13 protein-coding genes are annotated in these 12419 nt (G+C 71.5%); 6 read left to right on the forward strand and 7 right to left on the reverse strand.

What is annotated here, in order from left to right:
* The first annotated feature begins 65 nt into the window (after positions 1-65).
* Entirely contained in the window at positions 66-1712 is a 1647-nt protein-coding gene (gene qcrB, locus OHT51_RS31520; RefSeq protein WP_328882298.1) for a cytochrome bc1 complex cytochrome b subunit, read from the forward strand.
* Here qcrB and OHT51_RS31525 read toward each other — a convergent pair.
* Both OHT51_RS31525 and OHT51_RS31530 read right to left on the reverse strand, forming a co-directional pair.
* Positions 1690-2655, reverse strand: coding sequence for an acyl-CoA dehydrogenase family protein (locus tag OHT51_RS31525; protein WP_328882299.1), 966 nt, complete (start codon positions 2653-2655; stop codon positions 1690-1692). The genes qcrB and OHT51_RS31525 overlap by 23 nt on opposite strands.
* A gap of 151 nt (positions 2656-2806) precedes the next feature.
* Complete coding sequence (locus OHT51_RS31530) at positions 2807-3946, reverse strand: acyl-CoA dehydrogenase family protein (RefSeq protein WP_328882300.1); 1140 nt, start codon at positions 3944-3946, stop codon at positions 2807-2809.
* Positions 3947-4014: 68 nt separating this feature from the next.
* On the opposite strand from OHT51_RS31530, the gene OHT51_RS31535 reads away from it, so the two are divergent.
* The 3 genes from OHT51_RS31535 to OHT51_RS31545 are packed head-to-tail and all read left to right on the forward strand — an operon-like array spanning position 4015 to position 6632.
* Positions 4015-4797, forward strand: coding sequence for an SDR family oxidoreductase (locus tag OHT51_RS31535; RefSeq protein ID WP_328882301.1), 783 nt, complete (start codon positions 4015-4017; stop codon positions 4795-4797).
* Between the two features lie 15 nt (positions 4798-4812).
* Positions 4813-5448: a TetR/AcrR family transcriptional regulator gene (locus tag OHT51_RS31540; RefSeq protein WP_328882302.1), complete on the forward strand. Its 636-nt coding sequence runs from the start codon at positions 4813-4815 to the stop codon at positions 5446-5448.
* Between the two features lie 26 nt (positions 5449-5474).
* Entirely contained in the window at positions 5475-6632 is a 1158-nt protein-coding gene (locus tag OHT51_RS31545) for an acetyl-CoA C-acetyltransferase (RefSeq protein ID WP_328882303.1), read from the forward strand.
* Positions 6633-6634: 2 nt separating this feature from the next.
* Here the strand turns inward: OHT51_RS31545 and OHT51_RS31550 are convergent, their stop codons facing one another.
* The 5 genes from OHT51_RS31550 to OHT51_RS31570 are packed head-to-tail and all read right to left on the reverse strand — an operon-like array spanning position 6635 to position 10678.
* Positions 6635-7276: an SIMPL domain-containing protein gene (locus OHT51_RS31550; protein WP_328882304.1), complete on the reverse strand. Its 642-nt coding sequence runs from the start codon at positions 7274-7276 to the stop codon at positions 6635-6637.
* Entirely contained in the window at positions 7273-8337 is a 1065-nt protein-coding gene (locus tag OHT51_RS31555) for an NAD(P)H-dependent flavin oxidoreductase (protein WP_328884507.1), read from the reverse strand. Before OHT51_RS31555 ends, OHT51_RS31550 begins: the two co-directional genes overlap by 4 nt.
* On the reverse strand, positions 8337-9086 hold the full coding sequence (locus OHT51_RS31560; RefSeq protein ID WP_328882305.1) for a CoA-transferase subunit beta: 750 nt from the start codon (positions 9084-9086) through the stop codon (positions 8337-8339). The genes OHT51_RS31555 and OHT51_RS31560 overlap by 1 nt, the downstream gene beginning before the upstream one ends.
* Positions 9083-9919, reverse strand: coding sequence for a CoA transferase subunit A (locus tag OHT51_RS31565; RefSeq protein ID WP_328882306.1), 837 nt, complete (start codon positions 9917-9919; stop codon positions 9083-9085). Before OHT51_RS31565 ends, OHT51_RS31560 begins: the two co-directional genes overlap by 4 nt.
* The gene (locus tag OHT51_RS31570) at positions 9920-10678 is read right to left on the reverse strand and encodes an enoyl-CoA hydratase family protein (protein WP_328882307.1); all 759 of its coding nucleotides are present in this window, start codon (positions 10676-10678) and stop codon (positions 9920-9922) included. It lies immediately after the preceding gene.
* 54 nt (positions 10679-10732) lie between these two features.
* Here OHT51_RS31570 and OHT51_RS31575 point away from each other — a divergent pair, with 54 nt between their 5' ends.
* Both OHT51_RS31575 and OHT51_RS31580 read left to right on the forward strand, forming a co-directional pair.
* Positions 10733-11473, forward strand: a complete 741-nt coding sequence (locus OHT51_RS31575; RefSeq protein WP_328882308.1) for an SDR family oxidoreductase — start codon at positions 10733-10735, stop codon at positions 11471-11473.
* A gap of 19 nt (positions 11474-11492) precedes the next feature.
* Entirely contained in the window at positions 11493-12398 is a 906-nt protein-coding gene (locus OHT51_RS31580) for an SDR family oxidoreductase (protein ID WP_328882309.1), read from the forward strand.
* Positions 12399-12419 lie beyond the last annotated feature (21 nt).

Genomic DNA, 12419 nt, shown 5'->3' on the forward strand with positions numbered 1-12419 from the left:
CCCCGTTGGCGCGGCCCGTGGGGCCGTGTAACCCTGTGGGTGATCCGACGGGGAGGCGACGACCTATGTACGGCGCACGATCGGGGAACGAGGAAACGGCGGCAAGGCGGCCCGCACCGCCCGGGAAGGGCGAGAAGGTCGCCGACTGGGCGGACGGACGGCTCGGGCTGTATGCGTTGGCCAAGGCCAACATGCGCAAGGTCTTCCCGGACCACTGGTCCTTCATGCTGGGCGAGGTCTGCCTCTACAGCTTCCTCATCCTGATCCTCACCGGCGTCTACCTCACCCTGTTCTTCGACCCGAGCACCACCGAGGTCGTCTACAACGGCTCCTACGAGCCCCTCAACGGGGTCCTGATGACCCGGGCGTACGAGTCCACCCTCGACATCAGCTTCGATGTGCGCGGCGGGCTGCTGATCCGGCAGATCCACCACTGGGCGGCGCTGGTCTTCGTCACCGGCATGCTGGTGCACATGATGCGGGTGTTCTTCACGGGCGCCTTCCGCAAGCCGCGCGAGCTGAACTGGGTGTTCGGCTGGACCCTGCTGATGCTCGGCATCATCACCGGCCTGACCGGCTACTCCCTCCCCGACGACCTGCTGTCCGGCACCGGCCTGCGGTTCGCGCACGGAGCGATCCTGTCGATCCCGATCGTGGGCACGTACGTGGCGTTCTTCCTCTTCGGCGGGGAGTTCCCCGGCGAGGACTTCATCGCGCGCCTCTATCCGGTCCACATCCTGCTGCTGCCCGGCATCATGCTCGGCCTGGTCGTCGCCCATCTGATCCTGGTCTTCTACCACAAGCACACGCAGTACCCGGGCCCCGGCCGCAACCAGAAGACGGTCGTCGGCATGCCCTTCCTGCCCGTGTACATGGCCAAGGCGGGCGGCTTCTTCTTCCTCGTCTTCGGCGTGCTGACGATCATGGGCGGCATCGCCAGCATCAACCCGGTGTGGGCCTTCGGGCCCTACCGCCCCGACCTGGTGACCACGGGCGCCCAACCCGACTGGTATCTCGGCTTCTCCGAGGGCCTGATCCGGGTGATGCCGGGATGGGAGCTCAACGCCTGGGGCCACACCCTGGAACTGGGCGTCTTCATCCCCTTCTCGCTCTTCCCGCTGATCCTGATCGCGCTCGGCCTGTATCCCTTCATCGAAGCGTGGATCACCGGCGACAAACGCGAGCACCACATCCTCGACCGGCCGCGCAACATGCCCGTGCGCACCGGCCTCGGCGCGGCCTGGCTGAGCCTGTACGCGGTGCTGCTGATCGGCGGCGGCAACGACATCGTGGCCACCCATCTGCATCTGTCGATCAACGCCATCACGTGGTTCGTGCGGATCTCCTTCTTCGTCGTGCCGGTCCTCACCTTCTACGTGACCAAGCGGATCTGTCTCGGGCTGCAGCGCCGGGACCGGGCCAACGTGCTGCACGGCAGGGAGACGGGCACCATCAAGCGGCTCCCGCACGGTGCGTACGTCGAGGTCCACGAGCCTCTGTCGCAGGGGCAGCTGTTCACCCTCACCCAGCACGAGCAGGAGCCGCCGTACGAGATCGGCCCGCTCGTCGACGCGAACGGCGTCCGGCGCCGGGTCAGCCCGGTCCAGCGGGTACGGGCCCGGCTGGCGCGGGCGATGTTCGGGCCGACGACGCGGATCACCAAGCCGACGGTGGAGGAGTACCGCGAGGTCACCAGCGGCGATCACCACTGAGCACCTCGGCCCTGCACAGGTCCGGGGTGCCCCAGGCGGTGCGCAGAGCGCGGGCCTTGGTCAGCCACAGCGACAGGTCGTACTCCGCCGTGTAGCCGATCGCGCCGTGCAACTGCAGCGCGGTACGGGCGGCGGCGTACGCGGCCTCGCAGGCGGTGACCTTCGCGGCGGCGATGTCGGCGGGCGCCATGGTGAGCGCGGCCCCGAAGAGCAGCGGCCGGGCGAACTCCAGGCCGGTCTTCGCGTCGGCCAACCGGTGCTTCACCGCCTGGAACGAACCTATGGCCGCGCCGAACTGGGTGCGCTGCTTGACGTAGCCGACGGTTCTGTCGAGCAGCGCGAGGCCGACGCCGAGGGCTTGGGCGGCGGTGGCGAGACGGGCGTGGGCGAGGGCCTGGGCGGTGGGCGGATCCGGGCTGAGGAGTTCGCCGCCGGGTTCGAGGGGGGTGAGGCGGCGGGCCGGGTCCAGGGAGGGGCGCACGGGGCCATAACCGGGGGAGAGGTGCAGGCCGTCGGGGGTGAGAGCGAGGCGGGTCGTGGCCGCGTCGCCGTCCAGGGCATACGGCGCCTGCCACGCCAGCGTCGCCATGGCCTCGCCCGCCGCGAGGGCCGGCAGGAGCCGCTTGGCGGGGCCGGGGTCGGGCAGCTCGGCGAGCAGTGCCGCCGCCGCGACCGTCTCCACCAGCGGTCCGGGTACGGCATGCCGCCCCAACTCGACAAAGGCGAGGGCGAGTTCGACGGGCCGTGGACCCAGCCCCTCGTACCCCTCCGGTACGGCGAGCGCGAAGACCCCCGCCTCCGCGATACGGGACCACAGCGCCCGGCCACTCGCATGCTCGCCCCGGCTCCAGTCCCGCACGACCGAGGGCGTGCCGGCTGCCGTGAGCATCGAGTCCAGCGAGTGCGCGAAGGCCCGCTGCTCGGGGTCGAGGAGAAACCGCATCAGGGGGTCCCTTCGGCTGTGCCGATGTCGGCAGGCGTACGCCTTGGCGTCGGAGCCGGGCTCTGTCGCATCAGCGCCGGCCCATCGCCGGCGGCGCTCCGCGTCCCTCGCTGCCCGAGGCGCCCCCTTGGCATCGGCGGAGCCCCAGGCATCAGCGCCGGCCCTTCGGCAAGCCCAGCAACCGCTCGGCGATGATGTCGCGCTGGATCTCGTTCGTGCCGGCGTAGATGGGGCCGGCGAGGGAGAAGACGTAGCGCTCGGACCAGTCGGTGTCGGTCAGTTCGCCTTCGGGGCCCAGGAGGTCGAGGGCCGTTTCGTGCAGGGCGATGTCGTACTCCGACCAGAAGACCTTGTTCAGGCTGGACTCCGGGCCGAGGGACTCGCCGTCGAGGAAGCGGGAGGTCGCGGCGAGGGTGAAGAGCTGGTAGGCACGGGCGCCGATCAGGGCGTCGGCCACGCTGTTCCTCGTGCTCTGCGGGCTGCCCTGGGCCTGCCACAGGGCGTGCAGGCGGTCGGCGCTCGCCAGGAAACGGCCGGGGGAGCGCAGCATCAGGCCGCGTTCGTTGCCCGCCGTCGACATCGCGATGCGCCAGCCCTGGCCCGGCTCGCCGATCACGTCCTCGTCCGGCACGAACACCTCGTCCAGGAACAGTTCCGCGAAGGCGGGCTTTCCGTCGAGGCGGGCGATGGGGCGGACCGTGACGCCGGGGGCGCGCAGGTCGAACATCAGGTACGTCAGGCCCTGGTGGGGTTTCGGGGCGTCCGGATCGGTGCGGAACAGGCCGAACGCGCGGTCGGCGAAGGCGGCGCGTGAGGACCACGTCTTCTGGCCGGTCAGCAGCCAGCCCCCCGCCACGCGCACGGCCCTCGACTTCAGGGACGCCAGGTCCGAGCCCGCCTCCGGCTCCGACCACGCCTGCGCCCAGATCACCTCGCCGGTGGCCATGGGAGGCAGGACCCGGGCGCGTTGCTCCTCGGTGCCGTGGTCGAAGAGGGTCGGGGCGAGGAGGCTGATGCCGTTCTGGTTGACGCGGCCCGGTGCGCCCGCCGCGTAGTACTCCTCCTCGAACAGCAGCCACCGCATGAGTGAGGCGTCCCGGCCGCCGTACGCCGTCGGCCAGTTCACCACCGACCAGCGGTCAGCGGCGAGGCCGGCCTCCCACGCGCGATGTGCCGCGAAGCCCTCCTCGGTCTCCAGGGAGGGGAGCGGATCGGGCGGCACCTGCGCGCGCAGCCAGACACGGGCCTCGGCGCGGAACGCCTCGTCGGCGCTCGTGTGGGTCAGATCCACCGTCGCCCCCCCTCCCCGGAGTCCTACGACTCTTCCCTAACAAGTGTTTGGTAGGTTAGCGTGCTGCCATGAAAAACGTCGAGGCGCCGACGTACGTTCCCGGGCATGGACTGCTCCGCGGACGCACGGCCGTCGTCACCGCGGCTGCCGGTGCCGGCATCGGCGGGGCGACCGCGCGCCGCTTCCTCGAAGAGGGCGCCCGCGTGCTGATCAGCGACGCGCACGCGCGGCGGCTGAAGGAGTACGAGGCGGAGCTGGCGCGGGAGTTCGAGGGCGCGGTGGCGTCGGCGGTGTGCGATGTCACCGACGAGACACAGGTCCAGGGGCTGTTCGAGACCGCCGTGGCCGAACACGGCCGGCTCGACGTGGTCGTCAACAACGCAGGCCTCGGCGGGACTTCGCCGCTCGTCGACATGACCGACGAGCAGTGGTCGAAGGTCCTCGACGTGACGTTGAACGGCACGTTCAGATGCACCCGGGCCGCCCTGCGCCGGATGCGGGACGCCGGCGGCGTGATCGTCAACAACGCCTCCGTCGTCGGCTGGCGCGCCCAGGCCGGGCAGGCGCACTACGCGGCCGCGAAGGCCGGCGTGATGGCGCTGACCCGGTGCGCCGCGATCGAGGCGGCCGAGTACGGGGTGCGGGTCAACGCGGTGGCGCCGAGCCTCGCCATGCACCCGCACCTGGCGAAGGTGACCACGCCCGAGCTGCTGGAGGAACTGACCGCGCGCGAGGCCTTCGGCCGGTACGCCGAGCCCTGGGAGGTGGCCAACGTGATCGTCTTTCTGGCCTCGGAGTACTCCTCGTACATGACGGGCGAGATCGTCTCCGTCAGCAGCCAGCACGCCTAGGACGACAATGGACCCGTGCCGACCAAGAAGAAGCCCCAGGTGACCGCCACCGGAAAGCCCGCGGCCGCCGCCGCCCAGGCGCGCCGCCGTGAACTCCTCGACACCGCCGCCGAGGTCTTCGCCGAGCAGGGCTACAACGCCACCACCGTACGCAAGATCGCCGACCACGCGGGCATGCTCGCGGGCAGCCTCTACTACCACTTCGACTCCAAGGAATCGATGCTCGAAGAGATCCTGCGCTCCTTCCTCGACGAGCTGTGGAGCGGCTACGACGCCGTCCTTGAGGCCGAGGCCGGCCCGCGCGAGACGCTGGAGGCGCTGGTCACCGAGTCGTTCCGGGAGATCGACCGGCACCGCGCCGCCGTCGCGATCTACCAGAAGGAGAACCGGCAGCTGGTGGCGCAGGAGCGGTTCGCGTTCCTCGCCGATTCGCAGCGCAAGTTCGAGAAAGCGTGGCTGTCCACGCTGGAGCGCGGGGTCGCCGCCGGGGTGTTCCGGTCCGACCTCGACGTCCGGCTCACCTACCGGTTCGTGCGGGACACGGTGTGGGTCGCCGCGTCCTGGTACCGGCCCGGCGGACAGCACACCCCGGAGGAGATCGCCCGGCAGTACCTGTCGATGGTGCTGGACGGGATCGCCGTACGCACATAACCCACTGGTCCCATTGGGGAGTTGCCATGCCCGAGGCCTACATAGTCGAAGCGGTCCGTACGCCCGTGGGGCGGCGCAAAGGAGGGCTCAGCGCGGTCCATCCGGCCGACCTGGGCGCGCATGTGCTGGGGGAACTGGTGGCGCGCGCGGGCATGGACCCGGTGGCCGTCGAGGACGTCGTCTTCGGCTGCCTGGACGCCGTCGGGCCGCAGGCCGGGGACATCGCGCGGACCTGCTGGCTGGCGGCGGGGCTGCCCGAGGAGGTGCCGGGGGTGACCGTGGACCGGCAGTGCGGGTCCTCGCAGCAGGCCGTGCACTTCGCGGCGCAGGGCGTGCTGTCCGGCACCCAGGACCTGGTCGTCGCGGGCGGCGTGCAGAACATGTCGATGATCCCCATCGCCTTCGCCACCCGGCAGGCCGCCGAGCCGCTCGGCCTCACGGCGGGCCCCTTCGCGGGCAGCGAGGGCTGGCGTGCGCGGTACGGCGAGAAGCCGGTCAACCAGTTCGCCGGCGCCGAGATGATCGCCGCCAAGTGGGGGATCAGCAGGCAGGACCAGGAGGAGTTCGCGCTGCGCTCGCACCGGCGGGCACTGCGGGCGATCGACGAAGGGCGCTTCGAGCGGGAGGTCGTGCCCTACCGGGACGTCGCCGTCGACGAGGGGCCGCGCCGGGACACCTCCCTGGAGAAGATGGCCGGGCTGAAGCCCGTCATCGACGGCGGCACGGTCACGGCCGCCTGTTCCTCGCAGGTCTCCGACGGTGCGGCGGCGATGCTGCTGGCCTCGGAGCGGGCGGTGCGCGAGCACGGGCTCAGGCCCCGGGCCCGGGTGCACCACCTATCGGTGCGCGGCGAGGACCCCATCCGCATGCTCACCGCACCCATCCCCGCCACCGCCCACGCCCTGAAGAAGACCGGTCTGTCGATCGACGACATCGACCTCGTGGAGATCAACGAGGCCTTCGCGCCGGTCGTCCTGGCCTGGCTGAAGGAGACCGGCGCCGACCCCGACAAGGTCAACGTCAACGGCGGCGCCATCGCCCTCGGCCACCCGCTGGGCGCGACCGGAGTGAAGCTGATGACGACCCTCCTGCACGAACTGGAGCGCACGGGCGGCCGGTTCGGGCTTCAGACGATGTGCGAGGGCGGGGGACAGGCCAACGTGACGATCATCGAGCGGCTGTGACCTCAGCCGCCCAGTGAGAAGCCCAGCACCACGCCCGCGGACACCTCCACCATCCCCGGCGCGAGGTCGCCCGCGGAAGCGCCGCCACCGCCGCCGTGCCCGCGGTACTGGCGGAACTCGTACGACTCGGAGTCCACGTCCTGGATGTGCACCACCGTCCCCAGGGGCACGCCGGCGGCCTCCGTGTAGACCTCGGCCTTGCGCCGGGCGGCCGCCACCGCCCGGCGGCGCGCCTCGTCCCGCAGCGCGGGCTTGTCGTGCACGTCGAACTCGACGCCGTCGATGCTGCGGGCGCCGGCCCCCACCGCCTCCACGATGAGCTGCTGGAGGTCGTCCAGAGCCTCGGTCTCGACGACGTACTGCGCCTGGCAGAGGTAGCCGAGGAACTTCCGGGCGCCATTGGCGTGGCCGTACTCCGAACTGAGCCTCAGCCGGGAGCCGGAGACCGAGGAGTCCGGTATCCCGTGCCGGCGCAGCACCTCGCGCAGCCTCGTCACAGCACTGCCGGCCTCGTGGAACGCCTGGCCGGGGGCGGGCTCCAGCACCTCCACGCCCAGCTTCACCCGCACCAGCTGCGGCTCCGCCCGCACACTGCCCGCGCCAAGAACACTGAGCCCCCAGGGCTCCTTGATCGTCTCCGTCATGCGGGCATTGAAGCACCGCCCACCGACAGTCCGCTCACGGTTTGCGAGGCCTGGGCCATGATCCGCTCCACCAGTTCCGCGCACGACGGCAGGTCGTCGATGACCCCGGCGACCTGCCCGGACGCCATCACCCCCAGATCCGTACGGCCGTCCACCATGGCCGACTTGAGCAGCATCGGGGTGTTGGCGGCGAGCAGGATCTGGCTCCAGGTGAGGTCCTTGCCGTGCCGCAGGGCGAGGCCGTCGCGGACCAGTTGCCGCCAGGTCAGACCGGACAGCCGCCGGAAGCCCGCCGCCCGCCGCAGGGCGTGGAAGAGCACGCTCGCGCGGCCGGCGTTCTCCAACTCCGCCACCAGCTCCGTACGCAGCATGCGGTGAGGCAGCCCGTCGACCGCCCGCGTGACCGTGACGTCCCGTACCGTCGCCGCCAGATACCGCGCCTTCACCGCGTCCGGCACCGTCGAGTCCGAGGTCAGCAGGAACCGGGTGCCCATGGCGATGCCGGCCGCCCCGTAGGCCAGCGCGGCGACCAGCCCCCGGCCGTCGTGGAAACCGCCCGCCGCCACCACCGGTATGTCCACGGCGTCGACCACCTGCGGCAGCAGCACCGTCGTCGCCACCTCGCCGGTGTGTCCGCCGCCCTCCCCGCCCTGCACGATCACCGCGTCCGCGCCCCACGCCGCGACCTTCTCGGCATGCCGCCGGGCCCCGATCGAGGGCACGACGACCACACCCGCGTCCTTGAGCTCGGCGATCAGCTCACGCGACGGCGCGAGGGCGAACGAGGCGACGCGCACCCCCTCCTCGATCATGACGCCGACCCGGTCACCGGCGTCCGCGGCGTCCGCCCGCAGATTCACGCCGAACGGCCCGTCCGTACGGGACTTGACCTCGCGTATCGCCTCCCGCAGCCGGTCGACGGTCATCGTCGCCGAGGCCAGGATGCCCAGCGCCCCCGCGTTCGCCGTCGCCGAGACCAGGCGGGGGCCCGCCACCCAGCCCATCCCCGTCTGCACGATCGGGTGGCGGACGCCGACGAGCCGGGTCAGCGGTGTCTCCATCACGCACCGACCTCCCTGGCACGGGTGTTCTCCGGGTCGATCACCTCGCGGATGAGCCGCAGTTCCTCGGCGGTGGGCTCGCGGGTCGGCGGTACGTCGTCCGGGACGGCCAGGTCGAAGCCGGTGGCCTCCCTGACCTGCGCCGGCGTGACTCCCGGATGCAGCGAAGCCACCCGCATCGAGTGGTCCGGTGTGGCGAAGTCGAAGACGCCGAGGTCGGAGACGACACGGGGGATGCGGTGGTACCGGGCGTCGCCCGCGTGGTCGTAGCCGACTCCGCAGACCATGTCGACCCTCTCGACGAAGACCCGCCGGGAATGCCGGGGGATCCAGTAACTGGTCGGATTGTTGAGGGTGTTGACGGGCGCGCCCCGCACCCCCAGCAACTGCCGTTTCGGCTGCTCCCAGTCGCCGATGCACGAGATGTTCTGGTTGCCGAAGCGGTCGATCTGGCTCGCGCCCATCATCACGTGCCGCCTGCCACTGCTGACCAGCGCCAGATGCTGCCGGTACGGCAGCCAGCCCTCGGTCGTGCCGTCCGGGCGGACGAGCATCGCCTCGCCGTCGGTCAGCAGCAGGTCCGGCGCGAAGGTCAGCCGGGCCAGCCGGGCCCCCACGGACGGGATGAGGCCCATCGGGCTCGCCAGGATCTCACCGGCGTCCCGCCAGGCCTCGGCGCAGGCGATCACGCAGTACTCGGCGCGAGCGGCCCGACCCACGGCCTGACTCATGTCGCCGCGTTGACTCATGTCCCCTCCTTGACCGCCGCCTGGTACGCCTGCTCGTCCCCGCCCAGGAAGCGCGCCGCGAACTCCGGCCAGGGGGTGGTCGCGTACGTCTTCTGGAAGGCCTCGTCCCGGCCGTAGTCGGGGGCGCAGGACGTGAAGTGCGCGCCGTTCGGCGCCTCGACCACGCCCGTCACCGTGTGCCGCTTGATCAGCACCGACTGCGGTGGCGCCTCCTTCGTCAGGTCGGCCATGTCGACGACCCGTTCGCAGGAGACGTACGCCTCGTCCGCCGCCGCGCAGAACAGGTCGTCGAAGTACGGGTCGGGGCCCAGATACCGACCGTTGCCCAGCCGGTCGGCGCGGTTCACATGGACCAGGGCCGCGTCCAGGCGCAGGGCGGGCATGGCGACGAACGTCTCCCCGTCGTCGTACGGCGAGGTCACCGTCCGCAGGCCGGGGTTGACCCGCATCACGTCCGAGCCGATCCCGGCCCGCACCGGCAGGAACGGCAGCCGGTTCGCCGCCGCGTGCAGGCCCCACATGAACATGGCCTCGTCGATCTCCGTCAGCTCGAAGGCGCCGCCCTCGCGTGCGGCCCGGTAGTGCGGTTCGAGGGGGATCGAGTCGAGGGTCACGAAAGCCGCGACCAGCTTCCGAATCCGCCCGGCCGCGGCCAGCATCCCCACGTCCGGACCGCCGTACGAGACGACGGTGAGGTTGCTGACGTCGGACCGGATCAGGGCCCTGACCAGGGCCATCGGTTTGCGGCGCGAGCCCCAGCCGCCGATGCCGAGGGTCATGCCGCTCCGCAGCCTTGAGACGACCTCGTCGGCGGTCATCGTCTTGTCACTCACCTACGCACCCTTCTCTCCGAAGGTGTCACGGACCCGGTGGGCCACCCCGCTGAGGTTGGCCTCGAAGGTGAATCCCTGCTCGAAGCGGTAGCTGCGGTGCACGTCGACGGGGTCGATGCCGTTGATGGCGGCCTTGGCCAGGCGCAGCAGCTGCCCGTCCTTCGCGGCGATCTCGCCGGCCAACTCCATTGCGGCGGCATGCAGTTCCGCGCGCGGTACGACCCGCCACACCGAGCCGTGCGCGTGCAACTCGGCCGCGGTCGCCGTGCGCGAGGTGTAGTACAGCGCGCGCATCAGGTGCTGGGGGACCAGCCGGGCCAGATGCGTGGCCGCGCCCAGAGCTCCCCGGTCCAGCTCGGGCAGTCCGAAGGTGGCGTCCTCGCTCGCCACGATCGCGTCCGCGTTGCCCACCAGGCCGATGCCGCCGCCCAGGCAGAAGCCGTGCACCGCCGCCACGACGGGCACCTCGCAGTCGTACACGGCGCCGAAGGCCTGTGCGCAGGCGTGGTTGGCACCGATCAGCGCACGGTGCCCGTCCTGCTGTATCTCCTTGATGTCCACGCCCGCGTTGAACCCGCGCCCCTCGGCCGTGAGGACGACACACCGGGTCTCCGGATCGCGGCCGGCCGCGCGCACGGCGTCGGCCAGGGCGAACCAGCCGTCCACCGGCAGGGCGTTCACCGGCGGGAAGTCGACCGTGACGACGGCGATTCCATTCTTCTCCGCCCCCTTTTCCGGAGACGAGGTGGAGACACTCATGGCCGCATCAGCTACCTTTCCACCAAACGTTTGTTAGGTGGAGGGTAGCCGGGAATGGGGCTGAACGGGAAGGCCGTGGTCGTCACAGGCGGTACGCGCGGTGTCGGCGCCGGGATCGCGAAGACGTTCGTGGAGGCCGGCGCGGACGTCGTCGTCTGCGCCCGCAGGCCGCCCGAAGTCCCGTTGCCAGGGGCCGAGTTCAGGGCGCTCGACCTCCGTGACCCGGAAGCCGTACAGGCCTTCTTCGCGGCCCTGCCCCGCCTCGACGTCCTGGTCAACAACGCGGGTGGCACGCCGTACCGGCGGTTGACGGACGCGGATGCGGTCCGGCACGCGTGCGTGATCGAGCTGAACCTCGTCGCGCCGCTGACGGCGTCCCTGGCCGCGTACGAGCATCTGAAGCGGGTGCGGGGCTCGGTGGTGATGATCGGCAGCGTCAGCGGCGGCCGCCCGTCGCCCGGGTCGGCCGCGTACGGGGCCGCCAAGGCCGGGCTGGAGAGCCTGGCCCGCTCGATGGCGGTGGAGTGGGCGCCGGAGGTACGGGTCAACACGCTGGTCGTCGGCATGGTCCGCACGGAGCAGTCCCATCTCCACTACGGCGGCGAGGACGGCATCGCCGGCGTCTCCCGCACCGTCCCGCTCGGCCGCCTCGCCGAACCGTCCGACATCGGCGCGGCCGCCGCCTTCCTCGCCTCCGACGCCGCCGCCTACATCAGCGGGGCGAGCCTGCTCGTGCACGGCGGGGGTGAGCGGCCGGTGTTCCTGGATGCCGCGACGGTCAACAAGGAGGCATGAAAGTGAAGGGAGGCCTGACATGAGCCGGATGTGTGAGGGACGGGTCGTCGTCGTGACGGGTGGGGGGCGCGGGCTCGGGCGCGCGCATGCGCTCGCGTTCGCGGCCGAGGGGGCGAGGGTCGTCGTCAACGACCTCGGTGTCGGCCTCAACGGCACCCCGGCCGCCGACAGCCCCGCCCAGCACGTGGTCGACGAGATCCGCGCGGCGGGCGGTGAGGCGGTGGCGCATGGGGGTGACGTGGCGACCAGTGCCGGGGCCGCGTCGCTGGTGGCGGCCGCGTTGGAGACGTACGGGCGGCTCGACACGCTCGTCAACAACGCCGGGTTCCTGCGCGACCGGATGCTGGTCAACCTCGACGAGGACGACTGGGACGCCGTCGTACGCGTCCACCTCAAGGGCCACTTCCTCCCCCTGAAGCACGCGGCCGCGCACTGGCGGGCGGCCGCGAAGGCGGGCCGTACCCCTGTCGCCCGGATCGTCAACACCAGCAGTGGGGCGGGGTTGTTGGGCTCGCTCGGGCAGGGCAACTACAGCGCCGCGAAGGCCGGAATCGTCGGGCTGACCCTGGTCGCGGCGGCCGAGCTCGCCCGCTACCGCGTTCAGGTCAACGCGATCGCCCCGGCGGCGCGTACGCGGATGACGGAGCGCACCTTCGCAGAGACGATGACGGCCCCCGAGGCCGGCTTCGACGCCATGGCTCCGGAGAACGTCTCCCCGTTGGTCGTGTGGCTGGGTTCGGCGGCGAGTGACGGCGTGACGGGGAGGGTGTTCGAGGTGGAGGGCGGGCGGATCACGGTGATGGAGGGGTGGCGGGCGGGGCCGACGGTGGACAAGGGGGCGCGGTGGACTCCGGAGGAGGCGGGGGAGGTGGCGGCAAAGCTGTTGGGGGAGGCGGGGGTGCCGGGGGCGGTGTACGGGGCGTGAGGTTCTTCTTCGCCCCCGCCG

This window comes from Streptomyces sp. NBC_00299 (assembly GCF_036173045.1).
GTDB lineage: Bacteria > Actinomycetota > Actinomycetes > Streptomycetales > Streptomycetaceae > Streptomyces > Streptomyces machairae.